The organism is uncultured Senegalimassilia sp., from assembly GCF_934636665.1.
In the GTDB taxonomy this organism is placed as follows: Bacteria; Actinomycetota; Coriobacteriia; order Coriobacteriales; family Eggerthellaceae; genus Senegalimassilia.
This window is the reverse complement of the sequence record NZ_CAKUAT010000006.1, coordinates 81,996-100,552: the sequence shown is the minus strand read 5'-3', so window position 1 is coordinate 100,552 and position 18,557 is coordinate 81,996. Positions and strand designations below refer to the sequence as shown.

The following is an 18,557-nucleotide window of genomic DNA, read 5'->3' as shown; positions in this document are numbered from 1 at the left end:
AGCGCAACCTATTACAGCAGTCGCAGGGAGACTTCCTTGAGCTGGCGGCCGGTGACGGCGTTCGGGGCGCCGGTCATGGGGTCGGAAGCGCTGGAGGTCTTCGGGAAGGCGATGACGTCGCGGATGGACTGCTTGCCGGCCAGCAGCATGACCAGGCGATCGAGGCCCAGTGCGATGCCGCCGTGCGGCGGGGCGCCCAGCTCGAGCGCGTGGATGAGGTGGCCGAACTTCTCCTCCATCTGCTCATCTTCCACACCCAGGCGGCGAAGCACGCGCTTCTGCAGCTCGGCGTTGTGGATACGGATGGAGCCGCCACCCATCTCGAAGCCGTCCATGACGATGTCGTAGGAGTAGCTCGAGCACGCCAGCGGATCGGTTTCGATCTTGTCCCAATCGGCCTCGGGGATCATCGTGAACGGATGATGCTCGGCGGCGTACTTCTTCTCCTCCTCGTCGTACTTGAACATGGGGAAGTCGACGACCCACAGCAGGGCGTGGCCCTCGCGCGGGATGTTCAGGGCCTCGGCCATGTGCAGGCGCAAGGCGGAGAGCACGGCGGAAGCGGTGTCATAGGTGTCGGCGGCGAACAGCAGCAAGTCGCCCGGCTCGACGCCGGCGGCCTGCTTGATGGCGCCGTGGACCTCGTCGCCGAGGAACTTGATGATGGGGCTCTTGCCCGCAAGCTCGGCGTCGGCGTCGGTGTAGGCGATCCAGGCCATGCCCTTCGCGCCGTTGGCGGCAGCCACGTCGGCCAGCTTCTCGATGTCGCCGCGCGACCAGTTGCCGGCGCCCTTGGCATTGATGCACTTCACGACGTTGCCCGCCTCGACGGCCTTGGAGAACACGCCGAAGCCGCAGCCGCGCACGATGTCGGTGAGCTCGACGAGCTCCATGCCGAAGCGCACGTCGGGACGGTCGCAGCCGAAGCGGTCCATGGCCTCTTTCCACGGCATGCGCTGCAGCGGGAACTCATGCTGCACGCCCGCGGCGGCCAGGACCTCCTTGAACACGCCTTCCATCAGGTCCATGACGTCGGTTTCCTGAACGAAGGACATCTCGATGTCGACCTGCGTGAACTCGGGCTGGCGGTCGGCGCGCAGGTCCTCGTCGCGGAAGCAGCGGGCGATCTGGTAATAGCGCTCGATGCCGCCGACCATGAGCATCTGCTTGAACTGCTGCGGGGACTGCGGCAGCGCGTAGAACTTGCCGGGGTTCGGACGGGAGGGCACCAGGTAGTCGCGAGCGCCCTCGGGCGTGGAGTTGGCCAGGATAGGCGTCTCCACCTCGATGAAGCCGCGCTCGTTCAGCGCGGCGCGCATGGCCTGGGCCACGGTGTGGCGCAGGTGCAGGGACTGGTACATCTCCGGACGGCGAAGGTCCATGTAGCGCCACTTCATGCGCGTGGTCTCGTCGGTCTCGATGCCGTCCTCGATGGAGAACGGCGGGGTGACGGATTCGTTGAGCACGTTGACCTTGCTGGCCAGCACCTCGATCTCGCCGGTAGCCATGTTCGGGTTCACGGCGTCGGCGCCGCGGTCGCGCACCGTGCCGGTGATCTGCAGGGCGTACTCGCGGCCCAGATGCTCGGCCTTGTGGAAGTCCTCCTCGGGCACGCAATCGGGGTCGACGACCACCTGGGTGTAGCCGGTGCGATCGCGCAGGTCGCAGAAGATCAACCCGCCGTGATCGCGGTTGTGCCACGCCCAACCGCACAGCGTGACCTCGCGGCCCACGTCGGACTTGCGCAGCTCGCCGCACGTTGCGTCGTGCATGCAAAACTCGTTGATGTAATCCGTCATTCTCTCTTGCTCCTTGCAATGCTTTATGGGCGCCCGGCCGCAAGCGCGGGCCCGGGTTGTTGCTCAAACCTAGCCATTGTACATCACGAAAGGAGCCGGAAACCATACTGGCTTCCAGCTCCTTTGAAAATGCCATGGTTGCAGCGCCGCGGGGTGAACAGGGGACGGAGGTGTGTTCACCGGAAACGCCTTCGGAATGACCAGGAGATGATCGGGTGAACACACCTCCGTCCCCTGTTCATGCCCTGTTCACGTGGCTGCGCGGCGATTGCGGGTTATTCCTCGCCGGCGAACACGTCCTCGATGCTGGCATGCGCTCCGCCGAAAGGCTCGCCGCCGAACTGGGCCAGCAGTGCTTTGGCCTGATCGAGCTTCACCAGGCGCTCGTGATGAGTCGCCATATTGCGCACCTTCACCTGACCTGCGGCCAGCTCGTCGGGGCCGAGCACGGCGACCATGCGCGAGCCCACCTTGTCGGCCAGCTTGAACTGGCTTTTCAGGCTGCGGTGCTGGTGATCCATCTCGGCGGCCACGCCTGCATCGCGGCATGCCTGCACCAAGCTGAACGCCTCGGCGCGCACGGAATCATCCACGCAAGCCACGAAGATGTCGCAATGCTGGGCGCTCGGGAACGCCTGGCCCGCCGCCTGGATGGCCAGCGCGCAGCGCTCGTAGCCCAGCGCGAAGCCGAAGCCCGGCGTGGGGCGACCGCCCACTTCCTCGGCCAGCTTGTCGTAGCGACCGCCGCCGCCGATGGCGTTTTGGCTGCCCATGCCCTGATCGACCTGCACCTCGAACACGGTGCGCGTGTAGTAATCGAGACCGCGTACCAGCGTGGGGTCCTCGATATAGGAGATGCCCGCGCCGTCCAGGTAGGTTTTCACGGCCTGGTAGTGTACGCGACAGTCATCGCACAGGTAGTCCGAGATCTTCGGGGCGCCCTCCATGACCTCGGCGCAGCCGGGGTTCTTGCAGTCGAAGGCGCGCAACGGGTTGATCTCGGCGCGGCGCATGCACTCCTCGCACATCTGCTCGGCGTGGGCGTTCATGTACTCGCGCACGGCCTCGCGGTACTTCGGGCGGCACTGCTCGCAGCCCATGGAGTTCACCAGCAGGCGCGTGGCGTCCATGGGGACGCCGATGGCTGCGTAGAAGCGCATGAGCATGATGATGCCCTCGGCGTCGACGCTGGGGTCCTCCGCGCCCAGGCACTCGATGCCCACCTGGTTGAACATGCGCTGACGGCCCTTCTGCGGACGCTCGGCGCGGAACATCGGGCCGGCATACATGAGCTTGGCCGGAGCCGCGCCCTGCGGCACCAGGTCGTGCTGTACCACGGCGCGCACCACGCCCGCGGTGCCCTCAGGGCGCAGGCTCAGACGGCTTTTCGCCTTGATGGTGCCGCCGTCGATGACGCGCTTGAAGTTCTCGCCGGAAATGGCGGTGAACATCTCCTTGGACACCACGTCGGTGGCCTGACCGATGCCGCGCACGAACAGGTCGGTCTGCTCGAACAGCGGCGTTTCGATGGGCTGATAGCCGTAACGGGCGAAGATGCCGAACGCGGTGTCGCGGAAATGCGCCCAGAACTTCGCCTCATCGGGCAGAAGATCGCGCGTTCCCTCCGGGGAGTTGATTGCCATGACGGTTCCTTACTTCCAATAGCTTACGTTCCGATGGTACGGACGGTTGAAAACGGTTAACCCTTGCATTGTAGCGCAGACGCCGCCATACGGCGGCCCGCCTGCCGCGGCCCCACGCAATCAGCGCGGCGAAACGGCCGGCGGGCGCGGCAATTGCCCGCAGACAGCGGCCGGCAAACACGGCGGTTGCGCGCAAGCGGCGGCGAGCGACGTTACGCAGGCTCGCCGAAGCTGCGCAGCACGCCCATGAGCGCGTCGTCGGGACGATGGCGCAGGCGCGTGGCGAGCAGGCTGCGGGCCACGTTGGCAAGGCCGGCATCGCAGGCGGCGGACAGGGCCGCATCGATGACGTCGAGCGTCTCGGACGCGGGCGCGCAAGGGATGCCCTCGGCGGCAAGGGCCGCCTCCACGCCGCCTGCCGGCGGGATGGATGCGCCGGTCTCGGCCACCAGCTCGCGCAGCTCGGCCGTGGCCTGCATGGCGATGGACGGCGATGCCTCGACCGCTTTCAGATAGCATGCCACGCCCGCGTCGGCGCTGCCGCGCTTCCACATCACGTATCCCAGCTGGTAGTACATGAGCGCGATGTCGGTAGGCTGCAGGGAGACGCGAAGGCCCACGCGCAGCACGTCGAAGGCGCGGCCCATATCGCCTTGGAGCATATAGGCGCGCCCGAGCACCCGATAGCCCATGGCGCACGACGGGCCCATGGCCACGGCGGCGCGGCCGTAGCGCAGCGCCTCGTCGGCGCGCTCGAACGAGCGCTCCAGCAAGTGCGTGACCTCCAGGTGGCACAGGTAGAACGAGTCGGGCACCACACGCACGCGCTTGCCGGTGTCGGCCACGGCATCGGGGACCGCGACGCTTTCGGATGCCGGATCGGCTGCAGACCCCTGACCAGGGTCGACGGGATTGCCATCAATCGGTACCGGCTGCGTTGCACGAGAAACGTTGTACAGCACCCTGGCGCTGTAGCTGTCGAACGCACGGTACACCTCTTGGGAGCCGTCGGCGAAGCCGTCGAGCAGCTGAGCCTCGGCGATGGCGCCGATGAGCGCTTCCACGGCAGCTGCGGGATCGGTCTCGGCAAGCGAATGCGCGCGGCCGAGCGCCACCAGGCAGCGGTCCTCGCCCAAAAAGCGCCCCACCACCGCGTTCTGATCGGCGGCGTCGATGGAGCCCTCGGCAAGCGCGGCCATCAGGCGCGTGCAGGCCGAGACGGCGCGCTCGTCCTTCGCTTCGAGCGCGGCGGACTGCACGCGGCGCACGGCGGCGATGGCCTCGGTGGCGCTCTGCGCTTCCACAAGCGAATCCGCCAGGCCCTCGGCCATGCGGCGATACGCCGTGTCGTATTCGATATCGAGATCGCGCTCGCACTTTGCGCCCAAGGGCCCTTGCGCCCACGTCGGAAGCTCACCTGCCTGGTCATCAGCGCTCCACGACTCGAACACGGGGTGCATCACGCGCTGGCGCGGCACCTGGGCGTCGGCAACGTCATAACGCGCTCCCGCGACATCGAGCAGCTCACGGGGATCACCCGCGATAGCTTGCTTGAAACCGCCGCGCTCAGCGTACAGCGCACGGTCCACATCGACCTCGAACAGCGCCGTTTCCCGAGAATCGCGCAACTGCTCCGACGCGGCGGGCGCGCCCAGCACCGCGGGCACGGGCTGCTGCGATCCTGCGGCAGGCGCATCCTGCGGCGCCTGCGGGTCGGGCAGCGGGAACGCCATCAGCTTCACCTGGGCAATGCCCGGCTCGGCGGCGAAAGCGTGGTCGGCGAGCAGCAAGCCCACGCACATGACGTAGGGAAGCGCAGCCCCCTCTTCGCCGTCCGCAGAACCCGGCACCATGCCCTCCGGCGGCATGGTCAGGCAAAAAGCCGCCTGACCGGCGCCGATATCGCCCGCCAGCTCCACATCCACGCGCACGGGAAGGCGCAGCTGCTCGATAGCCAGCGCCAAACGGCAGCGCATCCCCCATTCGCCGCCCTCGAGCCCGGACGGGGCGCCAACGGGCATGCCGCCTGCCAGGTCCTGCTCGCCCACCGCGACGAACAGCTGCGCATCGGCCTGGCGGCACTCGTCAAGCCCCGCGGCATCGGCGCGATCGCCCATGCGCTCGCACAGAAGGATGAAGCGGTTGAGCGCCGCCTCTATTCCCCACAGCTCCCGATCGGAGATGTCGGCATCCTCCTGGTTGCGAACCAGATAGGCCAAGTGCGCGTACTTCGTGGAGCGCACCAGGCGCACCGCTTCGTCGGAAACGCCGCGCTCATGGATGGCGAACAGGCCCGCCTGCTCGAGGTTCTCCAGCAGAAGCCTGACGGCACCGGGGGCCTCGAGCTGAGGGTCTGACAGCGCACGCTGAACCTGGCCCGCAAGCTCGCGCAGCGCCTCGAACGGTTTTTCGGGCCCCAAAGCGTCGAAGACGCCCATAACGCCGCGGCTGGGAACGGCCGGCGCGCCCATGGCCGGCCGGAAGCACAACGCGAAATACGCACGGGCCATGAACTCCTTGTAGGTCATAGCCTTGCGCTCGTCGAAGCGATACCACGTGTCGGATACCTTGTATAGATCGGCCGTTCCCTTGTACGCCGCCACGCAGCGCGCCGCATCGCCTTCGCCATCGCGCACGTACACGTACCCGGCGGTTTTCACCGCGTCCTGGGCAACATCGTTGAATCGCGCGATCTCCATGTCGGGCGTGCGGGCCGGCGGGGCGACCTGCGGCTCATCGCAGGCGAACACGCGCCCGTACCTGTCCAGATACGCCACGATGCGCATAGCCTGGTCGCTGGGGGAATCGCCTTCCAGATGCACCAGGTACATGCCGCCGCTTTTCGGCTTCGGCCGCATCACGCGACCGCCCACCACACCGAACGCCCCGGAAAAAACCGTGCCGTCGGCGAGCGCGGGCACGGCGTTGCGCAAAACCTTGCAACGCACGCCCAACAGCTTCTCGTGCGGCTCAAGCCGCCACAAGCCTTCTTTTCCCGCAACCTTTTGCACGCTGAACCATCCTTTCAAATGCCGGCGAATAGCTTACCAGAGTATGCGAGAAGCCGCCGACCCGCTGGTCGACGGCTTTCATCGTCGATGGATGCGTTGCAGCGAAAGGGGCTTCCGAACCGGACACTTAACGCTACGTCCCCGAAGAGTCTGTTGCGAACACGCTTAAGGCCAAGCTCCCGAAGTGTCCGCACCCAAAGCGTCCGTAGCGAAACGAAAACGCCGCCTGCCTTTTCGGCAAGCGGCGTTCTGCGATCGAAGCCTATTGCGCTGCGATTTCGGGCGCTAGCCCTCCACGCGCTGGGAGTTCTCGAACGTGAAGCGACCCATCTTCACGCCGCCCAGGATATGGATGTGGAAGTGCTTGACCGTTGCGGCGGAGTCGGGGCCGGTGTTCATGACCGTGCGAAAGCCGGACTCGCGCACGCCCTTGAGCTCGGCGACCTTCGGCACCACGGACAGCATATGGCCGAGCACCTCGGCCGGGATGCCGTCGCACAGGTCGTCGTAGTGCTTCTTCGGGACAAGCAGGGTATGCACGGGAGCCTCGGGCTCGATGTCGTCGAACGCGAAGCAGATATCGTCCTCGTACACCTTGTTCGTGGGGATCTCCCCGGAGATGAGTTTGCAGAACAGGCAGTCATCGGCCATTTGAGGTTCCTTTCGTCGAAGGGGTGCGGCGGCGCGGCGCCGATCCGCACGAACAGTTTACCGCACGGGGCCGCACCGCAACCCCGTGAACCTGTCGCAGCGGGAACTTCCCCGCCGGTCGGTGCTTACAGATGCGAAACCACCAGATCGCCCATGCCGGCGCAGCCGACCACCTTGTCGGCGGGCGTCGCGGCGTCCTTCAGGTCGCCCGTGCGCCAACCCTCGTCGAGCACCTCGGTGACCGCGCGGCGGATATCGTCAGCAGCCTCGTTCATGCCGAAGCTGTAGCGAAGCATCATCTCGACGGACAGGATCTGCGCCAGCGGGTTTGCAATGCCCTTGCCGGCGATATCCGGAGCGCTGCCGTGGCTGGGCTCGTACAGCGCCGTGGAGTCGCCAAGGCTTGCGGATGCCAGCATGCCAAGGGAGCCCGTGATCTGCGCGGCCTCGTCGGAGAGGATGTCGCCGAACATGTTCTCGGTGACCACTACGTCGAAGTCGGCAGGACGGTTGATCAGCTGCATGGCGGTGTTGTCCACCAGCAGGTCCTCGATCTGCACGTCGGGGTACTCCTGCTCGCCGATGCGGTGCACGATCTCACGCCACATGCGGCTGGTCTCGAGCACGTTGGCCTTATCGACGCTGGTCACCTTGCCACGGCGCTTGCGAGCAGCCTCGAACGCCTGGCGGGCGATGCGCTCCACCTCGTACTCGCGGTACTCGAGCGTGTCGTAAGCGCGCTGGCCCTTGGCGCCATCGGTGCCGGCGCCTTCCTCGTCGTAAAAGCGCTCGCGCTTGCCGAAGTACAGACCGCCGGTGAGCTCGCGCACGATCATGAGGTCGACGCCCTCGATGACCTCGGGCTTGAGCGTGGAAGCGCCCGCAAGCGCATCGAAGATCTGCACAGGGCGCAGGTTGGTATACAGGCCCAGGCCCTTGCGGATGCCCAAAAGGCCCGCCTCGGGACGCGGCGCGCCCGGGTCGGTGGTATCCCACTTCGGCCCGCCCACCGCGGCGAGCAGCACGGCGTCGGCCGCCTTCGCGGCCTCGAGCGTGGCTGCCGGCAGCGGATCGCCCTCCGCGTCGATGGCAGCGCCGCCGATAAGCGATTCCTTGCAATCGAAGCGCGTGCCGTACTTCGCGCCGACGGCGTTGAGGACCTTCACGCCCTCCGCGATGATCTCAGGGCCGATGCCATCGCCCGGCAACAGGCAGATGTCGTATTGCTTCGTCATGATGCGAGCCTCTTTCAAAAGGTGATTCGGTTACGTTCACATAGTAACGCACTAGGGCTTCCAAACAGCCTATTCCCGTGGGAAATATGGATATGTCCACGCAGGACGATGCGCGCTTTGGCGACGAAGCGGCGGCGCCGTCATCCGGGCGTTTTCGCGAAATGGGCCGCTCCATTGCCGGAGGTGCTGCTTTTTGGGCCGCGCGGGGCTTGCCGCGGGCACGGCGGCTCAGGCATACTCGCAAGCAACAGCCCCTACGCCCAAGGAGGCCTTATATGGAAGGGTTCTTCGCCATCAAATGCCGCAACTGCGGCGGCCCCATGTACTCCCACCAGCAAAACCGCAGCTTCGATTGCGCCTATTGCGGGGCGAGCACGCCCTGGGCCGAGGGCGGACCGGAGCCGGCACCCGCCATGGGCATTCGCCATACGCCGCTTCAGGTGGTCGACGGCCTGCTGAAGCTGACGCACGTCTCGCAGCTTGAGCCCGCGCAGGATTCCGATTGGTACTACTACAAGCCCTACTGGCGCAACATGTCGCTGCTCGAGCGACTGCTATGGGAAGACCCCGCAACCGCCGACGAGTTCCAAAACGCCGAGCACATGAGCGTCCCCTGCCCGTTTTGCGGGGCGGCCTTCGAGGGCAAATCCACCCAAAGCGTGTTCGAGTGCCCCTCGTGCGGCAACAAGATCGGCGTCGCCGACCTGCTCAAACCCGGCACGTTCAGCAAGCGGCTTTCCATGGGAACGGGAGCGGAATACATCCCTGAGCAGGCCCTTCCCTGCCGCATCTCCGCCCAGCAGGCGCGCGCGAACGCCCTTGCGCTTGCACACCAGCACCCCGAGGCCTTCGCCGGGCACGACGTGGATAAGGCCATCGGAGAGCAGATGGCGCTCACGTACGTGCCCGTGGAGCTTGCCGACCTGCGTATGATGGCGTCCTTCCCCGGCAAGATGCCGGGGAAGGAATCGCAGGTGTACTTCGAGGTGCTCGATTGGGCATGGCCGAAGACCTATTTCGTCGACATACCGCTCATGGGCCTGCTCGAACCGTGGGATTTCTCGACGGTGGCCCCGTTCGACCCCGCCATGCAGGAAGGCGATTTCCGCGTCATAGCCGTCGAAGGCCTGCTGAAGAAGAGCGCCGTCATCGACAAGCTAACGTATTCGCTGGCGGGAAACGATGCCGAGAAGGCGTTCGGCTACGGCAAGAAGAGCATGCGTCAATGGGCCCGCAGCGTGCGCAAACACGCATCGGGGTTGATGCTCGTGCCCGTCTATTACGTCGATCGTCCCACCTCGGACGGGCGCGATGGCGAGCAGGTACGCATAGCCGTGAACGGGCAGACGGGCCGCGCCGCAGCCGTGGTGTTCAGCGAGAAAAAGGAAATCCACGTGCAGGCGCCGCTCAACCCCGGCCTTTATCTGTCCGCCGAGAGCACCGTGCATGCAACGCCCATCGAGGTGAAGTACGCGAAATCGCCGTTTTTGTACAAGATCATCCGCATCGGCGGCAACGGGGGCGCCGTCCAAACGGCAACGGCCGGCGAAGGCACGTACCGGGAAGAGAAACCGCGCCGCAAAGGCCTGCTCAGCAGGCTGTTCGGGGAGTAGACGCGTCCCGCCGCACATCCCTGAACCGCAAATGAACAGGGGACGGAGGTGTGTTCACGGTTGGTGAACTGGGGGCGCAGGCGCATTCGCAGCCAAAAGCAGGTGCGAACCGGGGTAGAAGCGCGTTCACGTGTGCAAACAGAGAACGCGGACGCGTCCAGGGAGCATTGCCTGCCCTGAAAGCAAGAGGGCGGCTTGCCATGCGCAAGCCGCCCTCTTCTCAGTTTGCGGTTGGTACCCCACTCCCCCCTCGGAGGGGGGGGACAGTGCACAGGGGACGGAGGTGTGTTCACGAGCTTCCTTCTGCATCGTGAAAGCCAACCGTGAACACACCTCCGTCCCCTGTTCACGAGTCGGCGCCGCTAAAGGCTATTCGATGCCGAGCACCTTGCGGGTGCGGTTGATCAGGCCGCCTTCCTCGATGATCTCGCGGATGAACGGCGGGAACGGCTGGGCCTTGAACGTTTCACCGGTGGTGGTGTTGGTGATGACGCCCGCATCGGCATCGACGTCCACGACATCGCCCTGCTTGATGGCGTCGACGGCCTCGGGGCATTCCATGATGGCCAGACCGGTGTTGATGGAGTTGCGGTAGAAGATGCGCGCGAAGGACTTGGCGATGACCACGCCCACGCCTGCGGCCTTGATGGCGATGGGCGCATGTTCGCGCGAAGATCCGCAGCCGAAGTTCTCGTCGGCCACGATGATGTCGCCTTTCTGCACCTTCTTCACGAAGTCCTTGTCCAGATCCTCCAGGCAGTGCGCTGCCAGCCACTCGGGGTCGGAGGAGTTGAGGTAACGGGCCGGGATGATGACGTCGGTGTCGATGTCGCGGCCGTAACGATGCGCGGTACCCTTGAAATGCATGATCGGTTCCTTCCCTTATCCGTTATTCCGCAATATCCTCGGGCAGGCCGATGTGGCCGAGCACGGCGCTGGCCGCGGCAACCGCCGGGCTTGCCAGGTAGACCTCGGACGTGGGGTCGCCCATGCGGCCGACGAAGTTGCGGTTCGAGGTGGACACGCAGCGCTCGCCGGCGGCCAAGATGCCCATGTAGCCGCCCAAGCACGGGCCGCACGTGGGCGTGGAAACGGCGCAATTGGCATCGAGGAACACGTCCATCAAGCCCTCGGCGATGCACTGCTTGTACACGGCCTGCGTTGCCGGGATGACGATGCAGCGCACGTCGGGGTGCACCTTGCGGCCGCGCAGCACATCGGCGGCCTGACGCATATCCTCCAAACGGCCGTTGGTGCAGCTGCCGATGACGGCCTGGTCGATCTTCACGTCGCGGGATTCCGCCGCCGGGCGCGTGTTGGACGGCAGGTGCGGCCATGCAACGGTAGCTGGGATGTCGGCGGCGTCGATCTCGTACACGTGGGCGTACACGGCGTCGGGGTCGGAATGATATTCGGTATAGGGGCGCTCGGTGCGGCCGTCCATGTAGGCGCGCGTGATGTCGTCGACCTCGATAAGGCCCGCCTTGCCGCCGGCCTCGATGGCCATGTTGGAGATGGAAAGGCGCTGGTCCATGGACATGCTGCGGATGGCGCTGCCCGTGAACTCCATGGCCTTGTACAGCGCGCCGTCAACGCCGATCATGCCGATGATGTACAGGATGACGTCCTTGCCGGTGACGCCGGGGGCAAGCTGGCCGTCGATCTTGAACAGCAGGCTTTCGGGCACCTTGAACCACGCCTTGCCCGTGGCATAGCCCACGGCGGCGTCGGTGGAGCCCACGCCGGTGGAGAACGCGCCGAGGGCGCCATAGGTACAGGTATGGGAATCGGCGCCGATGATCAGATCGCCCGCGCCCACGACGCCCTGCTCGGGCAGCAGCGCGTGCTCGACGCCCATGCAGCCGACCTCGTAGTAATGCGTGATGCCCTGTTCACGGGCGAAATCGCGCACCTGCTTGGCCTGCTCGGCGCTTTTGATGTCCTTGTTCGGAACGTAATGGTCGGGAACCAGGGCGATCTTGGTGGGGTCGAACACCTTCTCCACGCCGATCTGCTTGAAATTCTTGATGGCGATAGGCGACGTGATGTCGTTGGAAAGCACCAGGTCGAGATTGCACTCGATCAACTGCCCCGGCTCGACCTCGTCAAGCCCCGCATGGGCGGCCAAGATCTTCTCGGCCATAGTCATGGGACGTGCCATGTTCGCTCCTTCGATTTGCAGCCTCGTTTGCCCGCATACCGGGCGTTTTGAAAAACTGGCTGATTGTACCACCGGCGATTCCCGAAAATATGGAAGAGCCCCGATGGGGCTCTTCTTCGTAACATATTGTTTACGTTTGCTAACGCGAAGGGCGTGTCCGGCTGCTGAAGCTAGACCCGGCAAGGGCCCGAACACGGCCGTCCGAGATACCGTGCGTCGCGGATGGCCGTCGTTGCAAAACCCAGCACTACCAGGTTCCGGCGTAAGCGCCGTAGTAGCTGGGATCGACAGCGGCCACGAACGCAGCGAGCATGCCGCCTATCATGACGGTGAAGATGATGCCGGCGAGCATCCATACGGCGAAACCGATGGCGGAGAACTTCACCGCATCATTTTTCACCTGGGGGTACTTATCTGCATTGCACACCCAGGCAAGCAGGATGCCCGGGATGCCCACCAACGCGCCGATGACGAACCAGGCGAACTTCATGCCGCCCGACAGCTTCATGAGCGGCGCCGGGGGATACACCGGCTGCGCATACATGGGCTGTTCGTAGGGCTGATGCTGCTGTGCCTGCGCATACGGCTGCCCGGGCTGGGGCTGGGTCGGAGGCACCTGGGAAGCGCCGGGGCCGCTTTGCGGCTGGTCGCCGGGCTGAGCTTGAGGCTGCTGCTGAGGAACAGGCTGGGCGGGCGTCTGCGGGGAAGCCGGCTGCTCGGTCTGCGGAATGGGGTTATCGTTATGCTCGGTCATGATCGGACCTTTCTCTTGATTGCAGGGGCCGCGTTCGGACCCCGCTTCGATATCCCCAGTATACGCAACGCCCAACCGCTTTAGGCAAACCGTTGCCATCCCGATGCAAAACGGGCGGCCCCGTGGACCGCCCGTTACCTTTGCTTCTTTTCGCTATACGCCCCTACCGCTTCGCGAGCGCCGTGCACAGCGCGTCGAGCAGCGTGATGGCGAAATGCTGAGCCGAACGGCCCACGCCGGCGTCCTCCCACATGCTGCCGGGAAGCTCGACGGCGATGCGCGCCGGATCGGCCTGCATGGCCGCCTCGAGCGCCGACTCCAGGCGCATGGACAGCGTTTCCTCGGGGGCGAACCCCACGCGAGGAGCGTTGCCCGTCTGCTCCTCGGGCAGCACGATGTGCACGAGCAGCATCTGCTCGTCGGGCGCCACCAGCAGGTTATCGGCGCTGACGATCTTCGATGCAGGGTTGGTGGCAAGCGCCAGGTTGCTCATACGCGAAGCCACGCTGCGCGTGAACTCCTGCGTGCCGAACAGGCACAGCGCGTTGCGCTCGAGCACGCCGGCCGCACGCGCGAAGCCCAGGTGAGAGGAGCCGCGCACGGCCTCCTTGCCCTCCCAGGAATGATGCAGGTTGCGGATGGCGGCATACGTGTACGCACCGGCGATGCCGTCGGTGGGCAGGCCCAGGTTCGTCTGGAACTTGCGCAGGGCAAGCTCGGTGAACGCGCCGAAGATGCCGTCGATGTCGCCGCAGGCGAAGCCGAGCGCGGAGAGCGCCTTCTGCAGCTGCTGCACGTCATGACCGTGGAAATGGGGCATGCGCAGGTACAGCGTGCGGTCGCCCAGGCAAAACGATGCGTCCACCAGGGCAGCCCACGTTTTCTCGTCCACCTCTTCGCCGCACTCGAGCTGCGCCTGGGAGCGGAAAGCGGCAACGGCCTTCGCCGTTTCAGGCCCGAACAGGCCGTCGACGCAAGCCTCGTCCAGAAGCCCGATGCGGGAGAGACGATGCTGCACGTCCTCGACTGCAGCTCCGGAATCGTTGAGTTTAATGGTTTCCATTGCACCCACCTACTTCAGTCGGTTCACAAACCAATCGGCCATGGAGATCAGCATGTCGCGCGACAGGGACGGCCCCACCTTTTCCACCAAGCGGCCCTTCGCGGCGTTGGTCAGGTTCTCAGCATAGCTGCGCGCATACTCGACGCTGCCCGTTGCCTGCATGATGTCGACCGCCTCGGCGAGCACCGCCGGGTCCTTCTCCTTGGCTGACAAGATCTGGATAAGGCGCTCGCGCGCCTCAGGGGCGGCGTTGGCCAGGGCGTGCACCACCACCAGCGTGCGCTTGCCCTCGGTGATGTCGCTGCGGAAATCCTTCTTCGTGGACTCCTCGCTGCCGATGAGGTTGAGCAGGTCGTCCTGGATCTGGAACGCCAAGCCCGTATCAAGGCCGTAGCTGCGCAGGGCCTCCACCTCTTCTGCCGTGCCGCCGCCGATGATGGCGCCCACGGCCAGCGGCACCGCACCGGAGTAATGGGCGGTTTTATGCGTGGCCATGACAAGATAGTCCTCGGGGGTGATGTCGTAGCGGCCGTCGCGCGCCCATCCGATGTCAAGGGCCTGGCCTTCAATGGTACGGCGCGTCATTTCGATGAGCTCGGAGATAACGCGGACCTTCGTATGATCGTCAAGGTCGGGGTCTTCCACGACCGTGCCGTTCACCAGGGACAAGGCAAGGTCGCCCGCGTTGATGGCAAGGCCGATGCCCTCCGTGCAGTGCATGCACGGCTCGCCGCGGCGAAGCTCCGCCTCGTCGGCGATGTCGTCGTGAATGAGGGCCGCGGTATGGAAGTGCTCGATAGCGGCCGCCGCGCTGGTGGCCAGGCGCATGTCGCCGCCCACGGCCAGGCATGCGGCGAAGCAGATGAGCGGGCGATGGCGCTTGCCGCCGTTTTCGCTGTACCGCTTCAGGGGCGTGTACAGATAACGATCCATGTCGGGATGCGTTCCCGTGGGAAGATAGGTGTTCACCAGATCCCCTACCTGATCGGCATAGGCCATCAGATAGCCTTCGAAGGTTTTCGGGGGTTCGGCTACGTCTGCGATGATCTCGTTGATGTTCTTCATAGCGCTTTCTTGATTCGAATCGCTTGCATGCTTCATGTCATGGTACCACAAGCGTCTTGCGCTCACGCGCCCCTCCGGACAAGCGGCGCAATCAGCCAAGGAACTTCAAATTGACCGCCGTCAAGACGCCCTCGCGGCTTTTTCTGTTATGATGGTGGGCGCGCTAACGCGGGAGCGTGGCGGAATCGGCATACGCAGCGGACTTAAAATCCGCCGCCGCAAGGCTTGTGGGTTCGAATCCCACCGCTCCTACCACGCAGACATGGCAACGGCCCGGATCGGTTCACCGATCCGGGCCGTTTTTCACATGTTCGCGCAAATCCGTTGCACTACGCCGCGGGCGCTTGCGAAACGCCAGGTTACGCTGCCGCTTGAAAGACGACCTAGCCTAGCTTGGCCGCGTCCAAAATGATGCCGTGCAGGATGTCCGTCTCGCTGACGGTGAACCCGTCCACGCCGACGGCATCCATGACCGCCTGCATGATGACCAGTCCCGCCACGATGACCGGGGCCCGGCCGGGATCCAAACCCACGACCTGGCTGCGCCGCTCCAGGGGCATGGCCGCAAGCTCCGAGTACTGCCGATCGAGCTGCTGGCGCGTCACGTGCGCCTTATGCACCTTCGTCGAATCGTAGACCCGCATCTGGTCGCGCACCGCGACCACCGTGGTGGCCGTACCCGCGACCGCCACCAGGCGCTCAGGCGCCACGCCGGCCTTCCCGGCTTCCCCGAGATGCTCGGCAAGCTGCTGCGCTACCCATTCGCGCGCTGCTTCAAGCTCGGCGGGTGCGGGAGGATCGGTGCGTATGAACTTCTCGGTGACGCGACGACATCCGATATCGAACGAATGCGCCCACGCCGGTGCTTGGCCCGCACGGCCCACCACCATCTCGGTGGAGCCGCCGCCGATATCCACCACCATAAGGTCCTGACCAGGGAAATCGCACGATGCGCCCGAGAACGACAGCCCCGCTTCCTTCCAGCCGGGGATGACCGAAAGGACGATTCCCAAGTCCGCCAGACGCCGCACGAACTCATCGGAGTTTCCCGCATCGCGCGATGCCGAGGTTGCGACCGCGATGGTCTTGGCGATAGGGGCGCCCTGCTCGGCAAGACGGTCGCGCACGGCGCAATAGCCTCCTACCGTTTCGGCGGTGTGCTCGATTGCGGCGGGCGCGAGCATGCCGGTGGCGTCGACCCCTTCGCCAAGGTTGGTGATGGCGTATTCGCGATCCACCTCTTGGATGGCGCCCGCGGCATCGACGTCGGCCACGAGCATACGGCACGTGACCGTTCCGATGTCGATGGCGGCATAGCGCCCTGCAGCAAAGCCTTGCGCACAGCTTTCGGTCATGGCAGCCCCCTTGCCTGTTTATTTGTAGCCGAACACCAGATCGAGCAGCGGCGAGTACCACGTATCGGGCGCCTGCACGCTATCGGAGGAGATGTTGGGCGTGATATTGGAGCCCTGCTGCGTTTCCTCCAGGTTCAAACCGCGCACGTTGGCGGATTCCTCGCCCTTCTTCACCCAACCGAGCTGCTCGTGGGCGCGCTGCTCGACGCCCGCATCGGTTTGCAGGGAATCGACGTCGGATTGCAGCGCTTGGTTGCGATCGACGAGCGCATCGTATTCGATGACCAGCTTGTCGTGGTCGCGCACGCTGCAATAGTAGCGCTGCGCGGTGGGATACAGGAACACCGTGGACATGACCAGGCATGCCGCCACGGCGGCGCCGATCATGAAGTTACGAGACCCCATGGCGCCCATAAGGGCATCTTTGGAGAAACGCGCATGACGGCGGTTGCGAGAAGGCGTGGACTCATCGGCCTGCATACGCTGGGCGCGGCGTTGGCTTGACCCCATCTGCCCTTTGTACACGGCTGCGCGCGGGGAATCGTCGCTCTCGGGCGCCTGCCCGCCGAACTGCTTCTCGAACGCGCGGCCGGCCTTGGCCTTGGCACGGGCCTTCGCCTTGGCACGGCGGCGATCGGCTGCCGTGATCCGACCCTCCTGCGCCTCTTCGGCGCGCTCATCACGCTCTTGCGAGGAAACGCGAGAGGAACGACGCGGCTCGGCGACGGCTTCGCCGCGCTTACGGGCGGCGCGGGATGCGCCGCGGCGCTGCTGTGCGGGATGCCGCAAGGCCTCCTCGTCGGAATAAGGCTGCGCGAACGCGTCCTCGGAAAGATAGGACAGCAAAGGCGAGCTTTGACGACGCGGGGCCTGCGAGGGACGCTGGCCCGCGCGGGCGCGACCCGCCTGCGGGCGCTCCGCCCGATCGCGATGCTGATGTTCCGGGTAACGGGAACCGCCTCGCTTGACGTCGTCGAACGAGAGGATATGAGCTTGCCGTGACATGGATGACCGCCCCTTAGCGCATGTGGTTCGATTGAGTGTGTGATTTGGTGCAAGAAGCATTCGGTAGGATAGCACATCGAGCGCCGCCGCGCCGCCGACGCCCAAGACGGAAAACCGCCCGTCTCCGAAGAGGAAACGGGCGGCTGGCATGCGGTTTAGCTTCAACGATGGGCGTCTTCGCGCCTTTAGAGGTCGAGCTTTTTAATATAAGCTCTCCATTTCTCGAACGAGTCGTCGCTGATGGCGTGTTCCATAAGGCAGGCTTCGTTTTCGGCAACGTCGGCGGGAATGCCCAGCTCCTTGTGCAAGAACTTCGAGAGCATGCAATGACGCTCGTAGATGGCCGTGCCATAGGCGAAACCAGCCTCGGTGAGGGTGACATCGCCGTAATACGGCTGCTCGGCAAGGGCCTTCTCCTTCAGCGCGGTGACCGCCTTGTTCACGGAAGCCTTGGAAACGCCCATTTTGTTGGCGATGTCGACAGATCGGACGGACACCTCCGTGGTGCCCCCGAGCATTACGATGGCCTCAAGGTAATCCTCGTGCGATTTGGACATCTTCTCCATTGGGCCCTCCTTTCATAGTTGCCCCCATAGTACCACAGGGCGACAGCATAACACCGAAAAGCGCACAGCTGCGCATTCCGGCTGTTCAAACGGCTGGTGAATTCGCGGGGAAACCCGAAGAGGAGAAAGTGGCCGACGAGGGTGGAGAGGGGGGGGTATGGAACCCTCGTCGGCCTGCTGATACGGCGGGGCCAGACGAGAAGAGCCCTGCCGCCGGGTCAGCAAAAGAAAGAGAGGCGTCTGATGGCTTTCGCGAAGGGGGAAACGCTTGCCATCGACATTTGTCAGTATAGGGTAACTTTAGTAAACCGTCAATAACTTTTTGGAGAAAGTTTTCCTAAGCAATCTTCTCATCTTGCGCGCTTGATTCGCGAGCTCGCTCGAGCGCTTCGTTTGCGTTCGACGCGGGCGCGGACGGGCTTCCCGTTGCCGGTTGATTCCCAAGCCCATCCGAACGCTTCCCAAGCGAACCTCCCCTGCCGCCCGGATATCGCGGAACGGCTGCGTCGCACGCTTCGCCTTCATATCGCGGAACGGCTGCGCCACATGCCCGGCTCTCCCCGACCGCAAGACCGTCGAATACGCAAAGGGGCCGGCATCAAGCCGGCCCCTCCCCTTGGTCGCATCTTCTATACC

14 protein-coding genes and 1 tRNA gene are annotated in these 18,557 nt (G+C 64.8%); 2 read left to right on the top strand and 13 right to left on the bottom strand.

From position 1 onward, the window contains the following. Nucleotides 1-11 precede the first annotated feature (11 nt). The 5 genes from aspS to leuB all read right to left on the bottom strand — a co-directional run bounded on the left by aspS (nt 12) and on the right by leuB (nt 8,339). Nucleotides 12-1,799: an aspartate--tRNA ligase gene (gene aspS / locus Q0G75_RS03770; RefSeq protein ID WP_294380077.1), complete on the bottom strand. Its 1,788-nt coding sequence runs from the start codon at nt 1,797-1,799 to the stop codon at nt 12-14. A 275-nt stretch (nt 1,800-2,074) separates the two neighbouring features. Beyond that, nucleotides 2,075-3,442, bottom strand: coding sequence for a histidine--tRNA ligase (gene hisS / locus Q0G75_RS03765; RefSeq protein ID WP_294416555.1), 1,368 nt, complete (start codon nt 3,440-3,442; stop codon nt 2,075-2,077). Between the two features lie 212 nt (nt 3,443-3,654). Next, nucleotides 3,655-6,453, bottom strand: a complete 2,799-nt coding sequence (locus Q0G75_RS03760; RefSeq protein WP_294416557.1) for a hypothetical protein — start codon at nt 6,451-6,453, stop codon at nt 3,655-3,657. A 285-nt stretch (nt 6,454-6,738) separates the two neighbouring features. After that, nucleotides 6,739-7,104, bottom strand: coding sequence for a histidine triad nucleotide-binding protein (locus Q0G75_RS03755; protein WP_042434802.1), 366 nt, complete (start codon nt 7,102-7,104; stop codon nt 6,739-6,741). A 125-nt stretch (nt 7,105-7,229) separates the two neighbouring features. Then, nucleotides 7,230-8,339, bottom strand: a complete 1,110-nt coding sequence (leuB, locus tag Q0G75_RS03750) for a 3-isopropylmalate dehydrogenase (protein ID WP_294416558.1) — start codon at nt 8,337-8,339, stop codon at nt 7,230-7,232. 275 nt (nt 8,340-8,614) lie between these two features. Between leuB and Q0G75_RS03745 the strand changes: the two genes are divergently transcribed. Beyond that, nucleotides 8,615-9,952 carry a hypothetical protein gene (locus Q0G75_RS03745; RefSeq protein ID WP_294416560.1) on the top strand — a complete coding sequence of 446 codons (1,338 nt, stop codon included), beginning with the start codon at nt 8,615-8,617 and terminating at the stop codon, nt 9,950-9,952. A 369-nt stretch (nt 9,953-10,321) separates the two neighbouring features. Here Q0G75_RS03745 and leuD read toward each other — a convergent pair whose 3' ends face one another. The 5 genes from leuD to Q0G75_RS03720 all read right to left on the bottom strand — a co-directional run bounded on the left by leuD (nt 10,322) and on the right by Q0G75_RS03720 (nt 14,995). Continuing rightward, on the bottom strand, nt 10,322-10,819 hold the full coding sequence (gene leuD, locus Q0G75_RS03740) for a 3-isopropylmalate dehydratase small subunit (protein WP_294416561.1): 498 nt from the start codon (nt 10,817-10,819) through the stop codon (nt 10,322-10,324). Between the two features lie 22 nt (nt 10,820-10,841). Further along, entirely contained in the window at nt 10,842-12,113 is a 1,272-nt protein-coding gene (gene leuC, locus Q0G75_RS03735) for a 3-isopropylmalate dehydratase large subunit (RefSeq protein ID WP_288578646.1), read from the bottom strand. A gap of 247 nt (nt 12,114-12,360) precedes the next feature. Next, complete coding sequence (locus Q0G75_RS03730; protein ID WP_294416563.1) at nt 12,361-12,867, bottom strand: hypothetical protein; 507 nt, start codon at nt 12,865-12,867, stop codon at nt 12,361-12,363. 163 nt (nt 12,868-13,030) lie between these two features. Next, the gene (locus tag Q0G75_RS03725; protein ID WP_294416564.1) at nt 13,031-13,930 is read right to left on the bottom strand and encodes a peptidoglycan-binding protein; all 900 of its coding nucleotides are present in this window, start codon (nt 13,928-13,930) and stop codon (nt 13,031-13,033) included. Nucleotides 13,931-13,939: 9 nt separating this feature from the next. Further along, nucleotides 13,940-14,995: a polyprenyl synthetase family protein gene (locus Q0G75_RS03720; RefSeq protein ID WP_294416565.1), complete on the bottom strand. Its 1,056-nt coding sequence runs from the start codon at nt 14,993-14,995 to the stop codon at nt 13,940-13,942. Nucleotides 14,996-15,165: 170 nt separating this feature from the next. Here Q0G75_RS03720 and Q0G75_RS03715 point away from each other — a divergent pair. After that, nucleotides 15,166-15,250: transfer RNA gene (locus Q0G75_RS03715), tRNA-Leu, on the top strand. A gap of 128 nt (nt 15,251-15,378) precedes the next feature. Here the strand turns inward: Q0G75_RS03715 and Q0G75_RS03710 are convergent. The 3 genes from Q0G75_RS03710 to Q0G75_RS03700 all read right to left on the bottom strand — a co-directional run bounded on the left by Q0G75_RS03710 (nt 15,379) and on the right by Q0G75_RS03700 (nt 17,921). Further along, entirely contained in the window at nt 15,379-16,350 is a 972-nt protein-coding gene (locus tag Q0G75_RS03710) for a Ppx/GppA phosphatase family protein (RefSeq protein WP_294416567.1), read from the bottom strand. An 18-nt stretch (nt 16,351-16,368) separates the two neighbouring features. Beyond that, nucleotides 16,369-17,355 carry a septum formation initiator family protein gene (locus Q0G75_RS03705; protein WP_294416570.1) on the bottom strand — a complete coding sequence of 329 codons (987 nt, stop codon included), beginning with the start codon at nt 17,353-17,355 and terminating at the stop codon, nt 16,369-16,371. Between the two features lie 185 nt (nt 17,356-17,540). After that, nucleotides 17,541-17,921, bottom strand: coding sequence for a metal-dependent transcriptional regulator (locus Q0G75_RS03700; protein WP_294360486.1), 381 nt, complete (start codon nt 17,919-17,921; stop codon nt 17,541-17,543). Nucleotides 17,922-18,557 lie beyond the last annotated feature (636 nt).

Coding starts and splice junctions, on each gene's coding strand:
- aspS (WP_294380077.1), bottom strand. CDS start 1,799: ATGACGGATTACATCAACGAGTTTTGCATGCACGACGCAACGTGCGGC.
- hisS (WP_294416555.1), bottom strand. CDS start 3,442: ATGGCAATCAACTCCCCGGAGGGAACGCGCGATCTTCTGCCCGATGAG.
- Q0G75_RS03755 (WP_042434802.1), bottom strand. CDS start 7,104: ATGGCCGATGACTGCCTGTTCTGCAAACTCATCTCCGGGGAGATCCCC.
- leuB (WP_294416558.1), bottom strand. CDS start 8,339: ATGACGAAGCAATACGACATCTGCCTGTTGCCGGGCGATGGCATCGGC.
- Q0G75_RS03745 (WP_294416560.1), top strand. CDS start 8,615: ATGGAAGGGTTCTTCGCCATCAAATGCCGCAACTGCGGCGGCCCCATG.
- leuD (WP_294416561.1), bottom strand. CDS start 10,819: ATGCATTTCAAGGGTACCGCGCATCGTTACGGCCGCGACATCGACACC.
- leuC (WP_288578646.1), bottom strand. CDS start 12,113: ATGGCACGTCCCATGACTATGGCCGAGAAGATCTTGGCCGCCCATGCG.
- Q0G75_RS03730 (WP_294416563.1), bottom strand. CDS start 12,867: ATGACCGAGCATAACGATAACCCCATTCCGCAGACCGAGCAGCCGGCT.
- Q0G75_RS03725 (WP_294416564.1), bottom strand. CDS start 13,930: ATGGAAACCATTAAACTCAACGATTCCGGAGCTGCAGTCGAGGACGTG.
- Q0G75_RS03720 (WP_294416565.1), bottom strand. CDS start 14,995: ATGAAGAACATCAACGAGATCATCGCAGACGTAGCCGAACCCCCGAAA.
- Q0G75_RS03710 (WP_294416567.1), bottom strand. CDS start 16,350: ATGACCGAAAGCTGTGCGCAAGGCTTTGCTGCAGGGCGCTATGCCGCC.
- Q0G75_RS03705 (WP_294416570.1), bottom strand. CDS start 17,355: ATGTCACGGCAAGCTCATATCCTCTCGTTCGACGACGTCAAGCGAGGC.
- Q0G75_RS03700 (WP_294360486.1), bottom strand. CDS start 17,921: ATGGAGAAGATGTCCAAATCGCACGAGGATTACCTTGAGGCCATCGTA.